We start from the raw sequence: 22,756 nt of genomic DNA, 5'->3' as shown, positions 1-22,756 counted from the left end.
GACCGGTCCCCCTCACCGCTCGTCCCGCGGGGGCGGGCTACGCGGACATCGGTCTCTGCACGGTGATCGACTGGAGCAGGCCGACCGCCATCCACACGGCGAACATGGAGGATCCGCCGTAGGAGACGAAGGGCAGGGGCAGGCCGGTGACCGGCATGATGCCGAGGGTCATGCCGATGTTCTCGAAGGCCTGGAAGGCGAACCAGGCGACGATTCCGGCGGCGACGACCGTGCCGTACAGGTCGGGGGTGCTGCGGGCGATGCGGCAGGCGCGCCAGAGGATCACGCCGAGCAGGGCGATGATGAGGCCCGCGCCGAGGAAGCCCAGTTCCTCACCGGCGACGGTGAAGACGAAGTCGGTCTGCTGTTCGGGGACGAAGCGGCCGGTGGTCTGGGAGCCGTGGAAGAGACCGGAGCCGGTGAGTCCGCCGGAGCCGATGGCGATGCGGGCCTGGTTGGTGTTGTAGCCGACGCCCGCGGGGTCGAGGGCGGGGTTGGCGAAGGCGGCGAAGCGGGCGATCTGGTAGTCGTCCAGGACGCCGAGCTGCCACACGGCGAGTGCCCCGGCGGTGCCGGCGCCGAGCAGCCCGAAGATCCAGCGGTTGCTGGCGCCGGAGGCGAGCAGGATGCCGAGCACGATGATGACCATGACCATGACCGACCCGAGGTCGGGCATGAGCATCACGATGAGCATCGGCACGGTGGCCAGGCCGAGGGCCTGGAGGACGGTGCGGTGGTCGGGGTGCGGCCGGTCGCCGGCGTCGACGCGCGCGGCCAGCAGCATGGCCATGCCCAGGATGATCGTGATCTTCACGAACTCCGAGGGCTGCAGGGAGAAGCCGCCGGGGAGCTTGATCCAGGAGTGGGCGCCGTTGATGGTCGAGCCGAGCGGGGTGAGCACCAGCAGGATCAGGAAGACCGAGGCGCCGTAGAGGACGGGGACGGCGGTGCGCAGGGCGCGGTGGCCGAGCCAGACGACGCCGACCATCAGGGCGAGCCCGATCCCGGTGTTCAGCAGGTGCCGGGTGAGGAAGTAGTACGGGTCGCCCTGGTTGAGTTCGGTGCGGTTGCGGGTCGCGGAGTAGACGAGCAGCGAGCCCAGCAGGGAGAGCGCGACGGCGGCCAGCAGTATGGGCCAGTCGAGCCGCCGGGCGATGGAGTCCCGGGCGAAGAGGCGGGTCCAGCCGGCCTTCTCGGGGCCGTATCCGGAGACCTGGAAGCTGTTGCCGGTCATGCGCGTGCCCTCCGGCTTCTGCCGTTGCCGCCGCGCCGGGTGCCGCGTCCCGTGCCGCCGCGCCGCCGGTGGCGGCGGGTGTCGCGGTTGTCCCCGTTCTGGTTGGGGGTGGTCGCCGGCTGGTTCCCTTCCTCGACGGGGGCGTACTCCTCGTCCGGGGAGGCCTTCTCGGCGGGCTGGAGTTCCTTGACGACGTCCTTGGGCATCTTCGGGGAGAGGATGGTGCCGTCCGTCTTGATCTTCGGCAGGCCGGCCTGCGGCTTGGGCAGCAGGGCCCGCTTCGGGTCGATGTCGCCGTCGTCGGAGACGCCGTACAGCGCGTCGTAGATGTTGCGGACGGCAGGTCCCGAGGCGCCGGAGCCGGTGCCGCCCTGGGAGATCGTCATGACGATCGAGTAGTCCTTGGTGTACGTCGCGAACCAGGACGTGGTCTGCTTGCCGTAGACCTCGGCGGTACCGGTCTTGGCGTGCATCGGGATCTTGTCCTGGGGCCAGCCGACCTGGGCGAAGCGCCAGGCGGCGGTGCCCCGGCTGGCGACGCCGGCGAGGGCCTCGTCCATCTTGGTGAGCGTGGCCTTGCTTATGGGCAGCTTGCCGTGCGCCGTGGGCTTGATCTCCTCGACCTGCTTGCCGTCGGGGCTGACGACGGCCTTGCCGACGCTCGGGTCGTAGAGGGTGCCGCCGTTGGAGATGGCCGCGTAGATGGTGGCCATCTGGATGGGGGTGACGAGGGTGTCGCCCTGGCCGATGGAGTAGTTGATGGAGTCACCGGCGCGCATCTTGTTGCCTTCGAGGCAGTTCTCGTACGCGATCTTCTCGACGTAGGAGCCGTCCTTCTTGCCGGTCTTGCACCAGGCGTCCTTGTTGGCCTTCCAGTAGTCCTGCTTCCACTGGCGGTCGGGGACGCGGCCGGTGACCTCGTTGGGGAGGTCGACGCCGGTCTCGGCGCCCAGGCCGAACTGGTGGGCGGCCTTGTAGAAGTAGTCGTTGGGGTGCTTGGGGTTCATCCCGCCGTCCTTCTTCCACTCCTGGTGGGACAGGCGGTAGAAGACGGTGTCGCAGGAGAGTTCCAGGGCACGGCCGATGGTGATCATGCCTTCGTTGGCCGACTCGAAGTTCTTGAAGACCTGGCCGCCGACGTCGTAGGCGCTGGAGCAGTCGTAGTTGCCGTCGAAGTCGTAGCCGGCCTCGACGGCGGCGGCCGAGGAGACGACCTTGAAGATGGAGCCGGGGGCGGCCTGGCCCTGGATGGCGCGGTTGAGCAGCGGGTAGTTGGAGTCCTTGCCGGTGAGCTTCTTGTAGTCCTTGGCGGAGATGCCGCCGACCCAGGCGTTGGGGTCGTAGTCGGGGTTGGAGGCCATGGCGACGACCCGGCCGGTCTTGGCCTCCATCACCACGACCGCGCCGGAGTCGGCCTCGTAGGTCCGGTTGGTGTTGCGGTCCATCTCCTTGCGGGCGGCCTTCATCGCCTCGTTCAGCTCGTACTCGGCGACCCGCTGGACGCGGGCGTCGATGCTGGTGACGAGGTTGGAGCCGGGAGTGCCCGCGTCGGACTCGGCCTCGCCGATGACGCGGCCGAGGTTGTCGACCTCGTAGCGGGTGACGCCGGCCTTGCCGCGCAGCGCCTTGTCGTACTGGCGCTCCAGGCCGGAGCGGCCGACCTGGTCGGAGCGCAGGTAGGGCGAGTCGGTGTCCTGGGCCTTCTGCAGTTCCTCGTCGGTGACCGGTGACAGGTAGCCGAGGACCTGGGCGGTGTTGGACTTGCCGGGGGCGGCGTAGCGGCGTACGGCCATGGGTTCGGCGGTGATGCCGGGGAAGTCCTCGGCGCGCTCGCGGATCTGCAGGGCCTGCTTGACGGTCGCCTCGTCGGTGACGGGGATCGGCTGGTAGGGCGAGCCGTTCCAGCAGGGCTGGGGGGTCTTGGCGTCGCAGAGCCGGACCTTGTCGATGACCTCCTGGGGCGGCATGCCGAGGACGCCGGCGAGCTTGGTGAGGACGCTCTTGCCGTCGTCCTTCATCTTCAGCAGGTCGGTGCGGGAGGCGGAGACGACGAGCCGGGTCTCGTTGTCGGCGAGGGCGACGCCGCGGGCGTCCAGGATCGAGCCGCGGGTGGCGGGCTGGACGACCTGCTGGACGTGGTTGCCCGAGGCCTCCTCGGCGTACTCGTCGCCCTGGCGGATCTGGAGGTACCAGAGGCGTCCGCCGAGGGTGGCGAGGAGGGAGAGGACGAGGATCTGGACGACGACGAGCCGGGTCTGGACGCGGGTGCTGCGGCCGGTCTCCGGGATGTTAGTCATGGGCGCGGCCCGTCCGGTCGAGGGTGGTGGTGGGCGACGGGTGGGCAGGGGTCACTGCTGCTGCCTCCCCCTGGCGACGTGTGTACGGGGGTGCCGGTGTGCCGTCACAGCCGCTTGACCCCCTTGATGCGGCCGGCCTTGGCCACGCGGGCCCGTGCCGTCTTCACCCGCAGGGCGTTGCGCTGTCTGCCGATGCGCAGGCCGGTGCCTCCGGAGAGCCAGCCGGAGGAGATGTCCGGGCTCTGGGCGGCTGCGTTGGTGTCGGCCAGCGGGTCGTTGTCGGCGCGGCGGGCGAGCGCCATGATGCCGGGGACGACGAAGGGCGCGAGCAGCAGGTCGTAGAGGGCGGCGGTGAACAGCAGGCTGGGCAGGCCGACGTGGCGGGCGGCGGTGTCGCCGACGAGGGCGCCGACGCCTGCGTAGAGCAGGGTGGTGCCGACGGCGGCGGCGACCACGACGACCATGGGGCCGGTGGCCGAGCGGAGCCGTCCGTTGTCCGGCTTGGCGAGGCCCGCAAGGTAGCCGATGACGCAGAGCACCAGGGCGTAGCGGCCGGCGGCGTGGTCGGCGGGCGGGGCGAGGTCCGCGAGGAGTCCGGCGCCGAAGCCGACGAGGGCGCCGCCGACGTGGCCGTAGACCAGGGCGAGGCCGAGGACGGTGAGCAGCAGCAGGTCGGGGACGGCGCCGGGCAGGTGGAGGCGGGCGAGGACGCTCACCTGGATCACCAGGGCGACGACGACCAGGGCGACGGACAGCAGGATCCGGTTGACGCGCATGGGGTGAAGGCTCCTACGGCTCGGTCTGCTCGTTCTGCTGGTCTGCCTGGCCGGTCCGGTCCGTCTGGCCCGTCTGGCCGGTGGCGTCGTTCTGACCCGTGGCGTCGTTCTGCCCGGCCTCGTCGTTCCGGCCGGCCTCGCCGTCCTGTGCCTGCCCCTCGGGGTCGGCGCCCGGCGTGACGGTGACCGTCACCGTCGGCGTGGGCTTGGGCTGCTTCTTCTCCGGGAGGACCGTGTCGCGCGGGTCCTTGGCCGGGGCCTGGACGACGACGCCGACGATGTCGAGCTTGGTGAAGCCGACGAACGGCGTGACGTCGAGGATCCGGGTCAGGTCGCCGCCGTTGGGGTCGACGCGGGTGATGGTGCCGACGGGCACGCCCGGCACGAAGGGCTTGTCGGCCTGCGAGCCGAAGGTGACGAGGCGGTCGCCCTTCTTGACGTCGGCCTTGCCGTTGAGCAGTTCGACGCGCAGCGGGCGGCTGCCCTGCCCGGAGGCGAAGCCGAGCTCGTCACCGGACTCCAGCCGGGTGCCGACGGTGAAGTCCGGGTCGTTGGCGAGGAGCACGGTGGCGGTGTTCGGGCCGACGGTGGTCACGCGGCCGACGAGTCCGTCGCCGTTGATGACGGTCATGTCGCGCTCGATGCCGTCGCTCGCGCCGGCGTCGATGGTGATGGTCCAGGAGAAGCCCTGGGCCGCTCCTATGGCGATGACCTGGGCGCCCTTGATGCCGTACTGGCCCGCGCCGGCGAGTCCGAGCATCTTGTCGAACTGCTTGAGCCGGCTGCGGCCGCGCTCGTCGCTGCCGAGCTTCGCCTTCAGGGCCGCGTTCTGCGTCTCCAGTTCGGCGAGCCGGTCGTGCCGGTCGCCGGAGTCGCGGATCGCGGAGACCGCGTTGCCGACCGGGTCGACCGCGGAGGAGACCCCGTTCTCGATCGGACCGAAGACGTTGGCCGCGGCCTGCCGGGCACCGTCGACCGGTGAGTCCTCCCCGCCGCGGATGTCCACCGTGATCAGCGCGAACGCGATGGCGATCAGCAGCACCAGGAGCAGCCGGCTCTCTTTCGTGTCCCTCACGTGCGGCGGCCGTGCCTTCCTCGTCGGAATTCGGGAATCTCGGAATGTACGTGGCGGTGTTCAGGAATTCAGGTGATGCGGTGCGCCGGGCGTGTGCGGCGCGTCGGGCCCTTCGCGCGCGTCGGGCCCTTCGTGCCCTTCGCGGACGCCGGCACCACAACCCTCTATATCAACGATCCGCCGCACGAGAGGAGATCGTCTCGTACGGCGGAGCCGAAGTGTTACGTCATCTGCGGGGCGAGGCGTCCAGCACCTGCTGGAGTGCCTCGAACTCCTCGACGCACTTGCCGCTGCCGAGCGCCACGCTGTCGAGCGGGTCCTCGGCGATGTGGATCGGCATTCCGGTCTCCCGGCGCAGCCGTTCGTCGAGCCCGCGCAGCAGCGCGCCGCCGCCGGTCAGGACGATGCCCCGGTCCATGATGTCGCCGGACAGCTCCGGCGGACACTTGTCGAGGGTGGTCTTGACGGCGTCGACGATCGCGTTGACCGGCTCCTCGATCGCCTTGCGCACTTCGGCGGCGGAGATGACGACGGTCTTGGGCAGCCCGGAGACGAGGTCCCGGCCGCGGATTTCGGTGTGCTCGTCGGAGTCGAGGTCGTACGCCGAGCCGATCGTGATCTTGATCTGTTCGGCCGTGCGCTCACCCAGCAGAAGGCTGTACTCCTTCTTCACATGCTGGATGATCGCGTTGTCCAGCTCGTCACCCGCGACGCGGATGGACTGGGCCGTGACGATGCCGCCGAGCGAGATGACCGCGACCTCCGTGGTGCCGCCGCCGATGTCCACCACCATGTTGCCCGTGGCCTCGTGGACCGGCAGGCCGGAGCCGATGGCCGCGGCCATGGGCTCCTCGATGATGTGCACCTGTCGGGCGCCGGCCTGGGACGACGCCTCGATGACGGCGCGGCGCTCGACGCCGGTGATGCCCGAGGGCACACAGACGACGACCCGCGGACGAGCCAGATACCGCCGCTTGTGGATCTTCAGGATGAAGTAGCGGAGCATCCGCTCGGTGATCTCGAAGTCGGCGATGACGCCGTCCTTCAGCGGACGCACGGCAACGATGTTGCCGGGCGTGCGCCCGATCATCTTCTTCGCTTCGGCGCCGACCGCGAGGATGCCACCGGTGTTGGTGTTGATCGCGACGACGGACGGCTCGTTGAGTACGATCCCGCGACCCCTGACGTACACCAGCGTGTTGGCGGTCCCGAGGTCGACAGCCATGTCACGGCCGATGAACGACATTGAGTTCCCCATCAGGATTCGACTGGCCTTCCCAGGAGCTTTTGAGGGCTTTTCAGGTAGGCGAAGTGGGTGCAGTGACGCGTGGAGGCTTCCATGGTAGACGCGCTTTCGCGAACACTGCGCGAGGGTCTTCGCCATTGTCAGCAGATGGCGCGCCGCCTCGCTCGTGGAGACGGGCCAACGGTGGCATCCGTTCCCCCGATCAGGCGCGCATATGCCACAGGGCGGTCGCTTTTACGCGACCGCCCCGGCTCCGTCCGGTCCATTCGACTGACAGCGCGTCAGAAAAAAGGCCTCTCCGGCGTGTCCCGGAGGAGGATCAGGCCCGGCCCGGGAAGAAGATCTTCAGCTCGCGCTCGGCGGACTCCTCGGAGTCGGAGGCGTGGATCAGGTTCTCGCGGACGATCACGCCGTAGTCGCCCCGGATGGAGCCGGGGGCGGCGGCGATCGGGTCGGTCGGACCGGCCAGCGCGCGCACGCCCTCGATGACCCGCTCGCCCTCGACGACCATCGCCACGACCGGCCCGGACGCCATGAACTCGACCAGCGGCTCGTAGAACGGCTTGCCCTTGTGCTCGCCGTAGTGCTGCTCCAGCGTCTCGGTGTCCAGGGTGCGCAGTTCCAGCGCGGTGATCTGCCAGCCGGCCTTGCGCTCGATACGGCTGATGATCTCGCCGGTCAGGCCACGACGGACGGCGTCGGGCTTGAGGAGGACGAGGCTGCGCTGGGTCACGAGGGCTCCCTTGAAGAGGTGCGGTTGTGCGGGTGATGACTGAGGTTACCGGGCGTGTCGCGACGCCGGTCACGCAGCGTCAGGCCGAGCGGGGCCGGACCTCCTCCACCGTGCCGGGACCGGCCGTCCCGTCGGCCACGGCAGGGCGGGGTCCGGCGGCGCCGGGCGCGTCGAGGGGCCGCCACGCCGGATGAGGCCCGCCGTGTCGGGCAGAGCCCGCGGTGTCCGCCGGGGCCGCCGTGTCGGACAGAGCCCGCCGTGCCCGCCGGAGCCCCGCCGTGTCAGGCGGGGTCGGGCGCGGAGGCCTCGGCCTGGGCGGCGAACCTCGCCTTCGCCTCGTCGATCTTCCGCCCGTAGTGCACGGAGGCCCACCACAGGGCGGCGAAGATGGCGCCCAGGAAGTACATGGTCGGCACGACGAGGCCGGAGGCGATCAGCGCGACCTGCAGCGCCCAGCCGAGGGCGACGCCGCCCGGCCGGGTGATGACCCCGCACAGCAGCACGCTGAGGAACATCGCGATGCCGCTGACCGTCCACACGGTCGCCACCGACAGGTCCGGGTCCTTCATGGCGACCAGTCCGGCGAAGCCGATCACGAAGAACTCGCCGATCAAGGTCGAAGCACAGAGCGTACGCACGGTTTCTCAGCCCCTCCCGAGGAGCAGTCGGGCCTCGCCGACGGTGATGACGGAACCGGTGACGAGCACACCGCCGCCCGCGAACTCGCCCTCCTCCTCGGCCAGCGTGATCGCGGCCTCCAGGGCGTCCGGCAGCCGCGGCTCGACCTGGACGCGGTCCTCGCCGAAGACCTCGACGGCGATCGCGGCCAGTTCGTCGGCGTCCATCGCGCGGTGGCTGGAGTTCTGGGTGACGACGACCTCGGCGAAGACCGGCTCGAAGGCTTCCAGCAGCCCCCGCACGTTCTTGTCGCCGCTGGCTCCGACCACACCGATGAGCCGGCTGAACTGGAAAGCCTCCCCGACCGCCTCGGCGGTCACCCGGGCGCCCGCCGGGTTGTGCGCGGCGTCGAGAACCACGGTCGGCGAACGCCGCACCACCTCCATCCGCCCCGGCGAGGCCACGGAGGCGAAGGCCTTGCGGACCGTGTCGACGTCCAGCGGTTCGGGACGCTGCGCGCCGACGCCGAAGAACGCCTCGACGGCGGCCAGCGCGACCACCGCGTTGTGCGCCTGGTGGGCGCCGTGCAGCGGCAGGTACACCTCGGTGTACTCGCCGCCGAGTCCGCGCAGCGTCACCAGCTGCCCGCCGACGGCGACCTCGCGGGCGACGACGCCGAACTCCAGCCCTTCCCGGGCCACCGTGGCGTTGACGTCCACGGCCTTCTTCAGCATCACCTGCGCCGCGTCCACCGGCTGCTGGGCCAGGATCACGGTGGCGTCCTGCTTGACGATGCCGGACTTCTCGACGGCGATCTCGCCGGGCGTCTCCCCGAGCCGGTCGGTGTGGTCCAGGTCGATGGGGGTGACGACGGCGACGTCCCCGTCGATGACGTTGGTGGCGTCCCAGGAGCCGCCCATCCCGACCTCGACGACGGCCACGTCCACGGGCGCGTCGGCGAAGGCCGCGTACGCCATGGCGGTGAGCACCTCGAAGAACGACAGCCGGTACTCCTGCTGCGCGTCGACCATCTCGACGTACGGCTTGATGTCCTGGTACGTCTCGATGAACCGCTCGGCGGAGACCGGCGCCCCGTCCAGGCTGATCCGCTCGGTGATCGACTGCACGTGCGGCGAGGTGTACCGGCCGGTGCGCAGTTCGAAGGCGCCGAGCAGGGCCTCGATCATGCGGGCGGTGGAGGTCTTGCCGTTGGTCCCCGTGATGTGGATCGAGGGGTACGAGCGCTGCGGCTCGCCCAGCACGTCCATCAGCGCGGCGATCCTGGTGACGGACGGCTCCAGCTTGGTCTCGCCCCAGCGGGTCGCCAGCTCCGTCTCCACGGCGCGCAGGGCCGCGTCCACCTCGGGGTCCTCGGGGCGCCCGGGGACGTCGGCCTGCGGGGGGCCGCCCTGCGTGCGCAGGGTGCGGCTGCCGGCCTCGATGACGGCGAGGTCGGGGTCGCGGGTGGTCTCCGCGTCGATGATCTCGTCGAAGGAGTCGAGGGGGTCGGGCTGGTCATTCTCGCCGGGGATGTCGCTCACGGGGACCAGTCTACGTACCCGCTCTCCACGGCCGGCCGTGCCCGCCGCCACGCACAGCCGCACCCGCCGCCGGGGGCAGTCGTGCCGCTGGGGCGATGGGGGTCCCCCCCGCTCGTGCGCGCCCGGGAGTGGGGAGGGTGGGTGCGGCGGCACCCCGTCAGCGCCGGGCTGCGCGGTTCCCTGCGGGGCGCCGACGGAGGGGGGCGGCCAGGGTCTCGCGGGTGAGGGCGGTGCCGTCGTGGCCGGTCGCGCCCGCGCGGCGCGGCCGCACATCAGTACAGCCCCGCGCCCCTGGGCATGAGAAGGCTCCCGGTGCCGACAGGGCACCGGGAGCTTCGTCGACGTGACGGCGCCTACGCCTGCGGCAGCTTCTCCAGCTGCGCGCTGATGCGGGCGATGTCCTCGTCGGCCTTGGTCAGGCGGCCCCGGATCTTGTCCACGACGTGGTCCGGCGCCTTCGCGAGGAACGCCTCGTTGCCGAGCTTGGCGTTCGCCTGGGCCTTCTCCTTCTCCGCCGCCGCGAGGTCCTTCGCCAGCCGCTTGCGCTCGGCGGCGAAGTCGATGACGCCGGAGAGGTCGAGGGCCACCTCGACGCCCGCGACCGGCAGCGTCGCCGTCGCCGTGAAGGACTCGCCCTCCGGCTGGAGCCGCAGCAGTTGCCGGACGGCCGCCTCGTGGGCCGCGAGCGCGCTGCCCCCGAGGGTCAGCCGGGCCGGAACCCGCTGGCCGGGCTGGAGGCCCTGGTCGGCGCGGAAGCGGCGGACCTCGGTGATCACCGACTGGACGGTCTCGATCTCCCGCTCGGCCTCCGCGTCCCGGAAGCCCGAGTCGGACGGCCAGTCGGCGATGACGACCGACTCACCGCCGGTGAGGGTGGTCCAGAGCGTCTCGGTGACGAAGGGGACCACCGGGTGGAGCAGACGCAGCGTCACGTCCAGGACCTCGCCCAGGACGCGCTGGGAGACCTCGGCCGCCTCGCCGCCCGCCTGGAAGGTGGTCTTGGACAGCTCGACGTACCAGTCGAAGACCTCGTCCCAGGCGAAGTGGAACAGGGCGTCGGAGAGCTTCGCGAACTGGTAGTCCTCGTAGTACGCGTCGACTTCGGCGACCACCGAGTTGAGCCGGGAGAGGATCCACCGGTCCGTGGACGACATCCGCGAGGCGTCCGGCAACGGGCCCTCGACCGTCGCGCCGTTCATCAGCGCGAAGCGGGTGGCGTTCCAGATCTTGTTGGCGAAGTTCCGCGAACCCTGGACCCAGTCCTCGCCGATCGGGACGTCGACGCCCGGGTTGGCGCCGCGGGCGAGGGTGAAGCGCAGGGCGTCGGAGCCGTACTTGTCCATCCAGTCCAGCGGGTTCACCACGTTCCCGAAGGACTTGGACATCTTCTTGCCGTTCTGGTCACGGACCATGCCGTGCAGGGCGATGGTGTGGAACGGCGGGGTGCCGTCCATCGCGTAGAGGCCGAACATCATCATCCGGGCGACCCAGAAGAAGAGGATGTCGTAGCCGGTGACCAGGACGGAGTTCGGGTAGAACTTCGCGAGCGACTCGGTCTGCTCGGGCCAGCCGAGCGTGGAGAACGGCCACAGGCCGGAGGAGAACCAGGTGTCCAGGACGTCGGAGTCCTGGTGCCAGCCCTCGCCGCTCGGCGGCTCCTCGCCGGGGCCGACGCAGACGACCTCGCCCTCGGGGCCGTACCAGACGGGGATGCGGTGGCCCCACCACAGCTGGCGCGAGATGCACCAGTCGTGGAGGTTGTCGACCCAGTCGAAGTACCGCTTCTCCATCTCCTGCGGGTGGATCTTGACCTTGCCGTCGCGGACGGCGTCACCGGCGGCCTTGGCCAGCGGGCCGACCTTGACCCACCACTGCATGGACAGGCGCGGCTCGATGGTGGTCTTGCAGCGCGAGCAGTGGCCGACGCTGTGGACGTAGGGCCGCTTCTCGGCGACGATCCGGCCCTCGGCGCGCAGCGCGGCGACGATGGCGGAGCGGGCCTCCAGCCGGTCCAGCCCCTGGAAGGGACCGTGGGCGGTGATGACGGCGTGCTCGTCCATCACGGCGATGGAGGGCAGGGCGTGCCGCTGGCCGATCTCGAAGTCGTTCGGGTCGTGGGCGGGCGTCACCTTGACGGCGCCGGTGCCGAACTCGGGGTCGACGTGCTCGTCGGCGACGACCGGGATGGAACGGTCGGTCAGCGGCAGCTTGATGAGCTTGCCGACCAGGTGCTTGTAGCGCTCGTCCTCGGGGTGGACGGCGACGGCCGTGTCGCCGAGCATCGTCTCCGCGCGGGTGGTGGCGACGACGATGGTCTCGTCACCCTCCCCGTACGTCATGGAGACCAGCTCGCCGTCGTCGTCCTGGTACTCGACCTCGATGTCGGAGATCGCGGTCAGGCAGCGCGGGCACCAGTTGATGATGCGCTCGGCGCGGTAGATCAGCTCGTCGTCGTAGAGCCGCTTGAAGATGGTCTGGACGGCCTGGGAGAGGCCCTCGTCCATGGTGAAGCGCTCACGGGACCAGGCGACGGCGTCGCCGAGGCGGCGCATCTGGCCGCTGATCTGGCCGCCGGATTCGGCCTTCCACTGCCAGACGCGCTCGACGAACGCCTCCCGGCCGAGGTCGTGGCGGGACTTGCCCTCCTTGGCCAGCTCGCGCTCGACGACGTTCTGCGTGGCGATGCCGGCGTGGTCCATGCCGGGCTGCCACAGCGTCTCGTAGCCCTGCATGCGCTTGCGGCGGGTCAGGGCATCGATGAGCGTGTGCTCGAAGGCGTGCCCGAGGTGCAGGCTGCCCGTGACGTTCGGCGGCGGGATGACGACGGTGTACGGCGGCTTGTCGCTCTTCGCGTCGGCCTCGAAGTAACCCCGTTCCACCCAGCGCTCGTACAGCTGCCCCTCTACCTCGGCCGGCGTGTACTGGGTCGGCAGTTCGGTGTCGGGTGCGGGCTGCGGCTGCTGAGAGTTCTCGGTCACGGGGGTCAGTTTACGGGCGTCACGGCCCTGTCCCGAAACCCGTTTCCTCTGTAACGGTGCGGCCCCCGGTGACCTGCGCACGCCAGGTCTGGGTGAGGATGTCAGAACCACGTAAGCATCTGGAGGGGAACCCAGGAATGAGTCACAACCAGCCGGGCCCGTACGGCGGGCAGCCCCAGCAGCCCGGACCGTACGGCCAGCCGGGGCCGTATGGCCAGCAGCCGCCGCAGGCCCCCCAGCCCGGCTACGGCTACCCGCAGCAGACGCCTCCCCCGCAGCCGGGCTACGGCTACCCGCAGCAGCCCCAGCAGGGCGGCGTCCCGCCGCAGACTCCCCCCTACGGCCAGCAGCCCCCGTACGGCCAGCAGGCTCCCTACGGCCAGCAGCCCCCTTACGGCCAGCAGCCGTACGGCACGCCGCAGCCGCCGGCGTCGGGCGGCGGCAAGAAGAAGGCCGGCCTGATCATCGGCGCGGTCGCCGTCGTGGCGGCGATCGGCGTCGGGGCCTACTTCGTGATCGGCGGCGGCGGTGGCGCGGGCGGCCTGGAGGACGACGGCGCGCACAAGCTGACCACGCCGGCGAAGGCGCTCGGCGAGTACCAGAAGGTCCAGGGCCAGGAGAGCAGCGACTCCGACACCGCCAAGGACATGGCGAAGAGCGGCGTCAAGGACGGTGCCGCCGTGATCGGGCAGTGGTCGACCGCCGACTTCAGCAAGTACGACCCCGAGGACCCCTCCACCCTGCCCGACAAGTCGGAGCTGCTGACCGCCAAGGGCTTCACCATGGTGGGCGGTTACGGCAAGATCGACGACCCGCAGGCGACCCTGGACAAGTTCTTCGCGAACATCCAGAAGGAAGTCGAGGAGAGCTCCACCAGCGACACCGGCGGCATGCAGAACGCCAAGCTGGTCGGCGACCCCGAGGAGGTCGAGATCGACGGCGCCGTCGCCAAGTGCCAGTCGACGAAGGCCACCAACGCGCTCACCAAGAAGGAGTCGACCGACTGGTTCTGCGCCTGGGCCGACTACAGCACGATCGCCATGGTCTCCCCCGGTGACAACTCCGGTACCGGCGTGGGCAAGGACACCGCGGTCGACATCACGACGAAGCTGCGCGACGAGGTCCGCGTCAAGGCCTGACGCGGACGGCCACGTATGCGGGAGGGGCCCGGTCGATCACCGACCGGGCCCCTCCGCACATGTGCCGCCTGGGCGTTACGCCGTCTTCTGCTCGCCCGGGCCCCGGCCGCGCGCGTCGCGCGGGATCAGGGTCGGGTTGACGTTGGAGAGGACCACGTCGGCGGTGATGACGACGCGGGCGACGTCCTTGCGGGACGGGACCTCGTACATCACGCCCTGGAGGACCTCCTCCATGATGGCCCGCAGGCCGCGCGCGCCGGTCTGGCGGAGGATGGCCTGGTCGGCGATGGCCTCCAGGGCGCCGCGCTCGAAGTCCAGCTCGACGCCGTCGAGTTCGAAGAGGCGCTCGTACTGCTTGACGAGCGCGTTGCGCGGCTCGACCAGGATCTGGAGGAGTGCCTCGCGGTCGAGGTTGTGGACCGAGGTGATGACGGGCAGCCGGCCGATGAACTCGGGGATCATGCCGAACTTGACCAGGTCCTCCGGCATGACCTGCTCGAACTGGTCCTTGGACTCGATCTCCCGCTTGGAGCGGATCTGCGCGCCGAAGCCGATGCCCTTGGCGCCCGCCCGGCCCTCGATGATCTTCTCCAGGCCCGCGAAGGCACCGCCGACGATGAACAGGACGTTCGTCGTGTCGATCTGGATGAACTCCTGGTGCGGGTGCTTGCGGCCGCCCTGCGGCGGAACCGACGCCGTGGTGCCTTCCAGGATCTTCAGCAGGGCCTGCTGGACGCCCTCGCCCGACACGTCGCGCGTGATGGAGGGATTCTCACTCTTGCGGGCGACCTTGTCGATCTCGTCGATGTAGATGATCCCGGTCTCGGCCTTCTTGACGTCGTAGTCGGCGGCCTGGATCAGCTTCAGCAGGATGTTCTCGACGTCCTCGCCGACGTACCCCGCCTCGGTGAGCGCCGTGGCGTCGGCGATCGCGAACGGGACGTTCAGCATGCGGGCGAGGGTCTGCGCGAGGAGGGTCTTGCCGGAACCCGTGGGTCCCAGCAGGAGGATGTTGGACTTCGCCAACTCGATGGCGTCCTCGCGGCCTTGGGCGCCGCCGTTCTCACCGGCCTGGACCCGCTTGTAGTGGTTGTACACCGCGACGGAGAGGGCCTTCTTGGCCGCCTCCTGGCCGACCACGTAGCTCTCGAGGAACTCGTAGATCTCGCGGGGCTTGGGGAGCTCCTCCCAGCGCACCTCGCTGGTCTCCGCCAGCTCTTCCTCGATGATCTCGTTGCAGAGGTCGATGCACTCGTCGCAGATGTACACACCGGGCCCTGCGATGAGCTTCTTGACCTGCTTCTGGCTCTTGCCGCAGAACGAGCACTTGAGCAGATCGCCGCCGTCACCGATGCGTGCCACGGTGTGCTTCCCCTTCGCCTGGGAGACTCCCGGTCGTCGACGTCACGTCAACGGCGGGCGGACTCCTGGTGCTGCCTTATGTCCGACGGTACCTTGCCGGGCCCCTCGTCCGGGCCCCCCTTGGCACGGTTCCCTTTGACGTGAATCGCGTCAAACCGTGCCAAGGAGCGGCAGACGATACAGCCTCCCGCCTAGCGGAGAGAGGAGTTGTCCATCTTCCGGGTGGTGATGATCTGGTCGATCAGGCCGTAGCTCAGCGCGTCCTCGGCCGTGAGGATCTTGTCGCGCTCGATGTCCTCGCGGATCTTGTCGACCGGCGTGGTGGAGTGCTTGGCCAGCATCTCCTCCAGCTGCGAGCGCATCCGCAGGATCTCGTTGGCGGCGATCTCCAGGTCGGAGACCTGGCCGCGGCCGGTCTCGCTGTACGGCTGGTGGATCAGCACGCGGGCGTTGGGCAGCGCCATGCGCTTGCCCGGGGTGCCGGCGGCCAGCAGGACGGCGGCGGCGGACGCGGCCTGGCCCATGCACACCGTCTGGATGTCCGGCTTCACGTACTGCATCGTGTCGTAGATGGCCGTGAGCGCGGTGAAGGAGCCGCCGGGGCTGTTGATGTAGACCGAGATGTCACGGTCGGGGTCCATCGACTCCAGGCACAGCAGCTGCGCCATGACGTCGTTGGCGGAGGCGTCGTCGATCTGGACGCCGAGGAAGATCACGCGCTCCTCGAAGAGCTTCGCGTACGGGTCGTACTCGCGCACGCCCTGCGAGGTGCGCTCGACGAAGCGCGGGATGACGTAGCGGGACTCGGCCTGCGGGCCGGTGTAGCGGCCCTGGGAGGCGGCGGCGCGCAGGTCCTGCGTGCGGTCGTACAGGCCGCTGCCGGGGAAGTCGTTCACAGTTTCTCCTGTAAAGGGGCTGAGGCGGTCGGCTCGGGGCGGGGGATGGCTCAGGCGCCCGTGCCACCGCCGCCCGGCATGCCGGCGGCCGTGGTGATGACGTCGTCGACGAGGCCGTACTCCTTGGCCTCGAAGGCGTCGAACCAGCGGTCGCGGTCCGAGTCGCGGGTGATCTGCTCGATCGTCTGGCCGGTGTGCTGCGAGGTCAGCTCCGCCATGCGCTTCTTGGTGTGCAGCAGCCGCTCGGCGTGGATCTTGATGTCCGAGGCCGAACCGGCGAGACCGGCGGAGGGCTGGTGGATCAGGATCTCGGCGTTCGGCAGCGCGAAACGCTTGCCGGGGGTGCCCGCGCTCAGCAGGAACTGTCCCATGGAGGCCGCGAGACCCATCGCGATCGTCACCACGTCGTTCTTGATGTACTGCATGGTGTCGTAGATCGCCATGCCGGCCGTGATCGAGCCGCCCGGGCTGTTGATGTACAGGAAGATGTCCTTGTCCGGGTCGGCGGCAAGGAGCAGCAGCTGTGCGGTGATCTTGTTGGCAATGTCGTCGTCGACCGGCTGGCCGAGGAAGATGATCCGCTCGCCGAGCAGTCGGTTGTAGACCTGGTCGCCGAGGCCGCCACCGATGGAGGGCTCGCCGGCGGCTGAGGGCATCAGATTCGTCACGTATCCACCTGCTCGTCTTACGACGGCGCCGGGCCGTCTCACGTTTCCCTGCGGGGCTGGAGCCGCTTTCGGGGACTCCCCTGCCCTCGTATTCATGGACCCTAACGCGGTGGCCCTGCGGTGCCATCCCGGTTCCGCGGGTGTTCGCCGGGGGCGTAGCGCTCCGCGGTGGTGCGGTTGCGGGATCTCGCCCTTGCGGTAGGTGCTCGTCGCCGCTACGGGCCGTCCGTGGCCGGTCACGCCCCCGCGGCGGAGCCGCACGGTGATACAGCCCCGCGCCCTCGGGCGGGCTGTCCGGCCCTATGCAGAACGGGCCCCGGCGTCGATCGTCCGGGGCCCGTTCTGCGTCCGTCTGGGGAGACGCGAGGGGATCAGCCCTCCGTCTTCTCCTCGGCCTTGTCGTCGGCCTTCTCGGCGTCGGCGGACTCGGTGGCGGCCTCGGTGGCCTCCGTCTCCTCGTCCTCCTCGTCGTCCAGGTCGACGACCTCTCCGTTGGTGTCCTTGACCGTGGCCTTCTCGACCACGGCGGCCAGGGCCTTGCCGCGGGCGACCTCGCCGACGAGGAGCGGGACCTGGCCCTGCTCGACGACGGCCTGGGCGAACTGGTCGGGGGACATGCCGGAGGAGGCGGCGCGGCGCATGAGGTGCTCGGTCAGCTCTTCCTGGCTGACGTTGAGGTTCTCCCGCTTGACCAGCTCGTCGAGGACGAACTGGGTCTTGATGCCCTTGACCGCGGCCTCGCGGGTCTCGGTCTCGAACTCCTCGGCGGTCTTGCCCTGGAGCTCCAGGTACTTCTCGAGGTCCAGACCCATCTGGCCGAGCTGGTGGTGCTCCAGGTTGTGCTTACGGGTGTTGATCTCGTCCTCGAGGAGCTTCTCGGGGACCGGGACCTCGACCAGGTCGAGCAGCTTGTCCAGGACGCGCTCCTGGGCCTGCGTGGCCTGGTCGTACTGCTTCATGTTGGCCAGGCGCTTGCGGCTGTCGGCGCGCAGCTCCTCCAGCGTGTCGAACTCCGACGCGAGCTGGGCGAAGTCGTCGTCCAGCTCGGGCAGCTCGCGCGCGGCGACCTGGGTGACCTTGACGGTGACCTCGGCCTCCTTGCCGGCCGCCGAGCCGCCCTTGAGCTCGGAGGTGAAGGTGGCCTCGCCACCGGCCTCCAGGCCCTTCACGGCGTCGTCGATGCCGTCCAGCAGCTCGCCGGAGCCGATGGTGTAGGACACACCGTCGGCGACGCCGTCTTCGAGGACCTCGCCGTCGACCTTGGCCTGCAGGTCGACGGTGAGCACGTCGCCCTCCGCGGCGGCGCGCTCGACCGGGGAGGTCGAGGCGAAGCGCTCGCGCAGCTGCTCCACCGACTTGTCGACGTCCTCGTCGGTGACCTCGACGGCGTCGACCTCGACCTCGATGCCGGAGTAGTCCGGGATCTCGATGGAGGGACGGATGTCGACCTCGGCGGTGAAGTTCAGCGTCTCGCCGTCCTTCAGCTCCGTGATGTCGACCTCGGGCTGGCCGAGCGGGTTCAGCTCGGCCTCGTTGACCGCGTCGGTGTAGAACTTGGGAAGCGCGTCGTTGACCGCCTCCTCCAGAACCGCACCGCGGCCGAACCGCTGGTCGATGACCCGGGCCGGGATCTTGCCCTTGCGGAAGCCCTTCACCGTGACCTGCTGGTTGATCTTCTTGTACGCCGCGTCGAGGCTGTCCTTGAGCTCCTCGAAGGGCACCTCGACAGTGAGCCGAACCCGGGTCGGGTTCAGGGTCTCCACGGCGCTCTTCACGGTTCGGTCTCCTTGGTGGCTGACTTCTTGGGTTCTGCCGGAACCAGAGAGTGTCCGGCAAATTTCGCCGCCCGGAGACTTCAGACGCTGAGACACACGGGCGTGCAGCTTGCATAGTAACGGCAGCGACTACACGGCCCAAAAGGCGATCACTCGCCCCCGTCCGGGGCGGCCGGCGCGACCGGTGGCCGGTTCGGCGTGCGGATCGGCGGACGATGGTCGGGGTGGCGGGATTTGAACCCACGGCCTTCCGCTCCCAAAGCGGACGCGCTACCAAGCTGCGCCACACCCCGTCTGGTGCGACACGTAGGGTACATGCCGCCAGGCACCGGGGCCGCGGAGTTTCCCGGGCGTCCCCGAAGGTCCGGCGCGGACCGGAAGGGGTGTGCGGTGAGAGGGGACGACCCGCTACGATGCCTGCAGTGCCGCGGTCACCGACCCGCGGCGCCTGCTGTGCGGGCGTAGCTCAATGGTAGAGCCCCAGTCTTCCAAACTGGCTACGCGGGTTCGATTCCCGTCGCCCGCTCCGAGAGGCCTCCGGCCCGGTCCCCCAGGGATCGGGCCGGAGGCCTTTGTGCGGGCTAGAACTGGATCGAGTTGACCATGTCGGCTATCGAGTCCAGGAAGCGCTGGATGTCGTCGGCCATGCCGGTCGAGGCCAGGAAGAAACCGAAGAGGACCGCGACGATCGCCGGTCCCGCCTTGATGGAGCCTCCCCGCAGCAGCACCACCAGGATGATCGCCAACAGCAGCACCACTGACAGCGAAATGGCCACAACTGATCACACCCTAGGTCGGTCCGCTCTCCCGGCCCGGAGGTGCGGCACCGCACACCCCCGCCAGAACCATCGTGCCACCAACCGAGCTTGGTCATGCGGCGGGTGACACATCGTCCGGTCGGTCTCTCCCGCGGCACACTCCCCGGCGCACGCGGGCGCACCCGGCCTCCGGGCCTCGTACAGCATTTCGACGGGCCGTCCGTACGGGGAATTCCAGTGACTTCGTTTCCATGTCCACACAACGCGTTCGCAGGTAATTCGAATTGTCGCGGGGGACACATCGGCGAGAGCGCCGACAGGTTCATCACAGGGAGATCACAGGTTCACCCAGGGGGCCGAAGCGGACATTCCAGCGGAGTCGCCCGTCTGACTTATGCCTGGCTTAGTCGTGATGTGTCAGGACAAGGTGGGTGCTCCCGGACCGACTCAGGAGCGCGGCGGCGTACGGGCTGTGGACACCGTCACGCGAACGGCGGGGCCGAGTTTCCGTAATACGGGGGTACACGAACCGTACGCACACCGCGCTCAGGACCCGAAATGCAGGAATGACGTCGAGGGTTTTACGGAATCACACGGAGAACGCTAGGGTGCCTCAGATGTTCTACGCTGCCCCGTCCCCCATCAGAGCAGCGAGGTCCTGTGACCACTCGCCGAGTTCCCGGCGGGGGGTTGCATGACTGGCTCGCTGCGACCTCACGGTGACGACCGTAAGTCGCCGTCCCCACCGGACCAGCAGACACAGCAGGCCCGGCAGCCCCCCGGTGCACAGCCGGGCCGGCAGCGCGACGCGTTCTTCGACAACGCGAAGTACCTGGCCATCGTGCTGGTCGGAGTGGGCCACGCCTGGGGGCAGATCCTGGACGGGAACCGGACCGTGGAGGCCCTCTACCGGGTCCTGTACACGTTCCACATGCCGGCGTTCATCGTCATCTCCGGCTACTTCTCGCGCAGTTTCGATCTCAGCCCCAAGCGCGTCAAGCGGCTGATCACCGGTGTCGCCGTCCCGTACCTCGTCTTCGAGGTCGCCTACACGCTGCACCGCCGCATCAGCGAGGACCCGCAGAGCGACTTCAGTCTGCTGGACCCCACCTACCTCCTGTGGTTCCTGTGCGCGCTGTTCGTCTGGCGGCTGACCACGCCCATCTGGCAGACGGTCCGCTGGCCGCTGCCGATCGCCCTGGCCATCGCCGCGCTCGCCTCCGTCACGCCCACCATCGCCAACGACCTGAACATGCAGCGCGTGCTGCAGTTCCTGCCGTGCTTCGTGCTGGGTCTGGTGCTGCGTCCCGAGCACTTCCGGATGGTGCGGCGCCGCTCGGTGCGGATCCTGTCCGTGCCGGTGGTCGCGGCGGCGCTGGTGATCGGCTGGTGGTCGGTGCCGCGCATGGAGACCGGCTGGTTCTACCGCAACGCCGCCGTGCAGGACACCGGCGGCCCCTGGTGGTCCGGGCCCGTCCTGACGCTCGCGCTCTTCGGCTGCTCCGTGGTGCTGACCGCGTGCTTCTTCGCCTGGGTGCCCGGCCGCCGCATGTGGTTCACGGCCCTCGGCGCCGGCACGATCTACGGCTACCTGCTGCACGGCTTCCTGGTGAAGGAGGGCAGCTACACCGGCTGGTTCCACCAGCCCTTCCTGGACCGGCCGCTCGGCGAGATCGGCCTCACCGTGCTCGGCGCCACCGCCGTGACCCTGCTGTGCACCAAGCCCGTCCAGCGGGTCCTGCGCTACGTGGTCGAACCGAGGATGGACTGGGCCTTCAAGCCGGATCCCGGCGGCGACGCCCGGGGACGTGAGAAGCGCGGTCCCTCCGGGGCGGACCGCTCCCGTGCGGAGCACGCCGGGGCGGAGCACGCCGGGACGCGTGGCACGGCCGTCGCGGCCTCCGTGCCGAACGGCAGCGGCGAGAAGGTCTCCGTCTAGGACCTCTGGGTCACTCCTGGCCGAGAAGTGCGCGCATCCGCGTGTACTTCTCGGCCAGTCGCGTGCGGGTCGCCTCGTCGAGGACGGCGAGCCGGGCGGGGTCGGCGTTGTGCGCCAGGTCCGCCTCCTTGACCAGTGCCGCGCCCGGCGTGGCGAGGATCCGCGCGGCGTACGCCTCGGGCGGCTCCCCGGCGCGCTTGGTGAGGGCCAGGACGATGTCCTTGGTGCGGCGGCTCAGCGGCGCCTCGTCCAGCCAGCGCTCGGTCAGTGCCTCGTCCTCGACGGCGTCGTGCAGCCAGGCGGCCGCGATCTGCTCGTCGTCGCCGCCGCGCGCCCGTACGCCCTCGGCGACGGCTCGCAGGTGTTCGGCGTACGGCCGGCCCGCCTTGTCGGTCTGCCCGGCGTGGGCGGCGCGTGCGATGGCCTCGACCTCGGCCGGGGAGAGCCTCCGGGCGGGCGGTGCGGAGTCGTGGGACATGGGCCCAGTATGTGCGCGGCCCTCAGTCCGTCGCCGTCGCGGACTGGGCCGTGGGCCCCTCCCGGCAGATCAGCAGCAGCGCCCGGTCGTCGTTGACGTCCTTGGCCACCGCCTCGATCAGGTGCCAGGCCGCGCCGTGGAAGCCGCCCGCGACATAGCGGTCGGCCTCGCCGGTGAGACGGTCGATGCCTTCGGCGATGTCCCGGTCGGAGGTCTCCACCAGGCCGTCCGTGAACAGCATCAGCACGTCGCCGGGCCGCAGCGTTCCCTTCACCTGGTCGAACTGCGCGCCGTCGTACACGCCGAGCAGCGGGCCCTCGGCCGACTTCTCCTCCCAGCGGCCGGTGCCGGCGCTGAGCTGGAGACCCGGCGGATGCCCGGCGGAGTACAGCTCGTAGTCGCCGGAGTCGAGGTCCAGGACCAGGTGGATGGAGGTGGCGAAGCCCTCGTCCCAGTCCTGGCGGAGCAGATAGCCGTTGGCGGCCGGCAGGAAGGCGTGCGGGGGCAGGCTGCCCAGCAGCCCGCCGAAGGCCCCGGACAGCAGCAGCGCGCGCGAGGCCGCGTCCATGCCCTTGCCGGAGACGTCGGTGAGGACGACCTCCAGCGTGCGGCCGCCGTTGGTGCGGGCGGCGACGACGAAGTCGCCGGAGAAGGACTGGCCGCCGGCCGGGCGCAGCGCCATCTCCCGGTGCCAGCCCTTGGGCAGCTGCGGCAACTTGCTCTGCACGCGGATGCGTTCGCGCAGGTCGAAGAGCATGGTGCCGCCGCGCCGCCAGGGCACGCCGACCCGGCTGCGGAACTGGGCGACGAGGAGCCCGAAGAAGCCGCAGGCCGCGACGACCAGGACCGCGCCCGGGGTGACCCGGGAGGGGCCCTCGGTGTAGGGGCCGAGCTGCACCGACTCCACGATCAGCGCGGTGGCCGCCGCCGCGTACAGGCCGAGCAGGCTCGCCGGGCGCAGCAGCAGGCCGCCCGCGACGATCGGGATGACCAGCGCGGAGGGTGAGCACCACACGGAGTTGGCCATGGTGGTGGCGGCGATGACGGGGATCGTCAGCAGCAGTCCGGCGAGCGCGATCCAGTCCGAACCGTCGCCGCGGAAGTAGTCGACGGCGGCCCGGCGCACGCCGACGCGGACCCGGTGCCACTGCTTCTTCCACCGGGCCGTGAACGTCTCGGCTTCCGCGCGCCGCTGTCGTCCTGCTGCCATTAGTTCGGGACCCTATCCATCGGACCGGCCGCT

18 protein-coding genes and 2 tRNA genes are annotated in these 22,756 nt (G+C 70.0%); 3 read left to right on the top strand and 17 right to left on the bottom strand.

Annotation, left to right across the window (positions count from 1 at the left end; all coding sequences use genetic code 11):
• Positions 1 to 37: 37 nt before the first annotated feature.
• The 9 genes from rodA to ACIBCJ_RS07615 form a co-directional block, all read right to left on the bottom strand.
• On the bottom strand, positions 38 to 1,234 hold the full coding sequence (gene rodA, locus ACIBCJ_RS07655) for a rod shape-determining protein RodA (protein WP_362095244.1): 1,197 nt from the start codon (positions 1,232 to 1,234) through the stop codon (positions 38 to 40).
• Complete coding sequence (mrdA, locus tag ACIBCJ_RS07650; RefSeq protein ID WP_362095242.1) at positions 1,231 to 3,531, bottom strand: penicillin-binding protein 2; 2,301 nt, start codon at positions 3,529 to 3,531, stop codon at positions 1,231 to 1,233. The genes rodA and mrdA overlap by 4 nt, the downstream gene beginning before the upstream one ends.
• 104 nt (positions 3,532 to 3,635) lie before the next feature.
• A complete protein-coding gene (gene mreD / locus ACIBCJ_RS07645; protein WP_133885727.1) occupies positions 3,636 to 4,307 on the bottom strand; it encodes a rod shape-determining protein MreD in 672 nt (223 codons plus the stop codon).
• A 13-nt stretch (positions 4,308 to 4,320) separates the two neighbouring features.
• A complete protein-coding gene (mreC, locus tag ACIBCJ_RS07640) occupies positions 4,321 to 5,382 on the bottom strand; it encodes a rod shape-determining protein MreC (RefSeq protein WP_362095238.1) in 1,062 nt (353 codons plus the stop codon).
• A gap of 226 nt (positions 5,383 to 5,608) precedes the next feature.
• On the bottom strand, positions 5,609 to 6,628 hold the full coding sequence (locus ACIBCJ_RS07635) for a rod shape-determining protein (RefSeq protein ID WP_007449816.1): 1,020 nt from the start codon (positions 6,626 to 6,628) through the stop codon (positions 5,609 to 5,611).
• Between the two features lie 319 nt (positions 6,629 to 6,947).
• Positions 6,948 to 7,361, bottom strand: a complete 414-nt coding sequence (gene ndk, locus ACIBCJ_RS07630) for a nucleoside-diphosphate kinase (protein WP_133885726.1) — start codon at positions 7,359 to 7,361, stop codon at positions 6,948 to 6,950.
• Between the two features lie 281 nt (positions 7,362 to 7,642).
• Positions 7,643 to 7,999 carry a DUF4233 domain-containing protein gene (locus ACIBCJ_RS07625; RefSeq protein ID WP_362095234.1) on the bottom strand — a complete coding sequence of 119 codons (357 nt, stop codon included), beginning with the start codon at positions 7,997 to 7,999 and terminating at the stop codon, positions 7,643 to 7,645.
• Positions 8,000 to 8,005: 6 nt separating this feature from the next.
• Positions 8,006 to 9,520, bottom strand: coding sequence for a folylpolyglutamate synthase/dihydrofolate synthase family protein (locus tag ACIBCJ_RS07620; RefSeq protein ID WP_362095231.1), 1,515 nt, complete (start codon positions 9,518 to 9,520; stop codon positions 8,006 to 8,008).
• A gap of 353 nt (positions 9,521 to 9,873) precedes the next feature.
• Positions 9,874 to 12,498, bottom strand: coding sequence for a valine--tRNA ligase (locus ACIBCJ_RS07615; protein ID WP_365979115.1), 2,625 nt, complete (start codon positions 12,496 to 12,498; stop codon positions 9,874 to 9,876).
• A gap of 137 nt (positions 12,499 to 12,635) precedes the next feature.
• On the opposite strand from ACIBCJ_RS07615, the gene ACIBCJ_RS07610 reads away from it, so the two are divergent.
• Complete coding sequence (locus ACIBCJ_RS07610) at positions 12,636 to 13,637, top strand: hypothetical protein (protein WP_365979114.1); 1,002 nt, start codon at positions 12,636 to 12,638, stop codon at positions 13,635 to 13,637.
• 75 nt (positions 13,638 to 13,712) lie between these two features.
• On the opposite strand, the gene clpX is transcribed toward ACIBCJ_RS07610, so the two are convergent.
• The 5 genes from clpX to ACIBCJ_RS07585 form a co-directional block, all read right to left on the bottom strand.
• A complete protein-coding gene (gene clpX / locus ACIBCJ_RS07605; RefSeq protein ID WP_133885721.1) occupies positions 13,713 to 14,999 on the bottom strand; it encodes an ATP-dependent Clp protease ATP-binding subunit ClpX in 1,287 nt (428 codons plus the stop codon).
• Positions 15,000 to 15,190: 191 nt separating this feature from the next.
• On the bottom strand, positions 15,191 to 15,895 hold the full coding sequence (locus ACIBCJ_RS07600) for an ATP-dependent Clp protease proteolytic subunit (protein WP_133885720.1): 705 nt from the start codon (positions 15,893 to 15,895) through the stop codon (positions 15,191 to 15,193).
• 50 nt (positions 15,896 to 15,945) lie between these two features.
• Positions 15,946 to 16,551 carry an ATP-dependent Clp protease proteolytic subunit gene (locus tag ACIBCJ_RS07595; protein ID WP_031040345.1) on the bottom strand — a complete coding sequence of 202 codons (606 nt, stop codon included), beginning with the start codon at positions 16,549 to 16,551 and terminating at the stop codon, positions 15,946 to 15,948.
• A 383-nt stretch (positions 16,552 to 16,934) separates the two neighbouring features.
• Positions 16,935 to 18,338 carry a trigger factor gene (gene tig / locus ACIBCJ_RS07590; protein ID WP_365979113.1) on the bottom strand — a complete coding sequence of 468 codons (1,404 nt, stop codon included), beginning with the start codon at positions 18,336 to 18,338 and terminating at the stop codon, positions 16,935 to 16,937.
• A gap of 216 nt (positions 18,339 to 18,554) precedes the next feature.
• Positions 18,555 to 18,631 (bottom strand) — tRNA-Pro (locus tag ACIBCJ_RS07585).
• Positions 18,632 to 18,793: 162 nt separating this feature from the next.
• Here ACIBCJ_RS07585 and ACIBCJ_RS07580 point away from each other — a divergent pair.
• Positions 18,794 to 18,864: transfer RNA gene (locus tag ACIBCJ_RS07580), tRNA-Gly, on the top strand.
• A 55-nt stretch (positions 18,865 to 18,919) separates the two neighbouring features.
• On the opposite strand, the gene ACIBCJ_RS07575 is transcribed toward ACIBCJ_RS07580, so the two are convergent.
• The gene (locus tag ACIBCJ_RS07575) at positions 18,920 to 19,114 is read right to left on the bottom strand and encodes a hypothetical protein (RefSeq protein ID WP_007449834.1); all 195 of its coding nucleotides are present in this window, start codon (positions 19,112 to 19,114) and stop codon (positions 18,920 to 18,922) included.
• A gap of 676 nt (positions 19,115 to 19,790) precedes the next feature.
• Between ACIBCJ_RS07575 and ACIBCJ_RS07570 the strand changes: the two genes are divergently transcribed.
• The gene (locus ACIBCJ_RS07570; protein ID WP_365979112.1) at positions 19,791 to 21,035 is read left to right on the top strand and encodes an acyltransferase family protein; all 1,245 of its coding nucleotides are present in this window, start codon (positions 19,791 to 19,793) and stop codon (positions 21,033 to 21,035) included.
• Positions 21,036 to 21,045: 10 nt separating this feature from the next.
• Here the strand turns inward: ACIBCJ_RS07570 and ACIBCJ_RS07565 are convergent, their stop codons facing one another.
• Both ACIBCJ_RS07565 and ACIBCJ_RS07560 read right to left on the bottom strand, forming a co-directional pair.
• The gene (locus ACIBCJ_RS07565) at positions 21,046 to 21,513 is read right to left on the bottom strand and encodes an HD domain-containing protein (protein WP_362511116.1); all 468 of its coding nucleotides are present in this window, start codon (positions 21,511 to 21,513) and stop codon (positions 21,046 to 21,048) included.
• Between the two features lie 22 nt (positions 21,514 to 21,535).
• Positions 21,536 to 22,723, bottom strand: a complete 1,188-nt coding sequence (locus ACIBCJ_RS07560) for a PP2C family protein-serine/threonine phosphatase (protein ID WP_362095209.1) — start codon at positions 22,721 to 22,723, stop codon at positions 21,536 to 21,538.
• Positions 22,724 to 22,756 lie beyond the last annotated feature (33 nt).

It is taken from the genome of Streptomyces sp. NPDC051136 (assembly GCF_044455745.1).
Lineage (GTDB): Bacteria > Actinomycetota > Actinomycetes > Streptomycetales > Streptomycetaceae > Streptomyces.
The sequence above is the reverse complement of the archived record's forward strand: the minus strand, read 5'-3'. Positions and strand labels throughout refer to the sequence as shown.

Bases quoted from the DNA above. Each gene is read 5' to 3' on its own strand.
- rodA (WP_362095244.1), bottom strand. From the start codon at position 1,234: ATGACCGGCAACAGCTTCCAGGTCTCCGGATACGGCCCCGAGAAGGCC.
- mrdA (WP_362095242.1), bottom strand. From the start codon at position 3,531: ATGACTAACATCCCGGAGACCGGCCGCAGCACCCGCGTCCAGACCCGG.
- mreD (WP_133885727.1), bottom strand. From the start codon at position 4,307: ATGCGCGTCAACCGGATCCTGCTGTCCGTCGCCCTGGTCGTCGTCGCC.
- ACIBCJ_RS07635 (WP_007449816.1), bottom strand. From the start codon at position 6,628: ATGTCGTTCATCGGCCGTGACATGGCTGTCGACCTCGGGACCGCCAAC.
- ACIBCJ_RS07610 (WP_365979114.1), top strand. From the start codon at position 12,636: ATGAGTCACAACCAGCCGGGCCCGTACGGCGGGCAGCCCCAGCAGCCC.
- ACIBCJ_RS07595 (WP_031040345.1), bottom strand. From the start codon at position 16,551: ATGCCCTCAGCCGCCGGCGAGCCCTCCATCGGTGGCGGCCTCGGCGAC.
- ACIBCJ_RS07570 (WP_365979112.1), top strand. From the start codon at position 19,791: ATGACTGGCTCGCTGCGACCTCACGGTGACGACCGTAAGTCGCCGTCC.
- ACIBCJ_RS07565 (WP_362511116.1), bottom strand. From the start codon at position 21,513: ATGTCCCACGACTCCGCACCGCCCGCCCGGAGGCTCTCCCCGGCCGAG.
- ACIBCJ_RS07560 (WP_362095209.1), bottom strand. From the start codon at position 22,723: ATGGCAGCAGGACGACAGCGGCGCGCGGAAGCCGAGACGTTCACGGCC.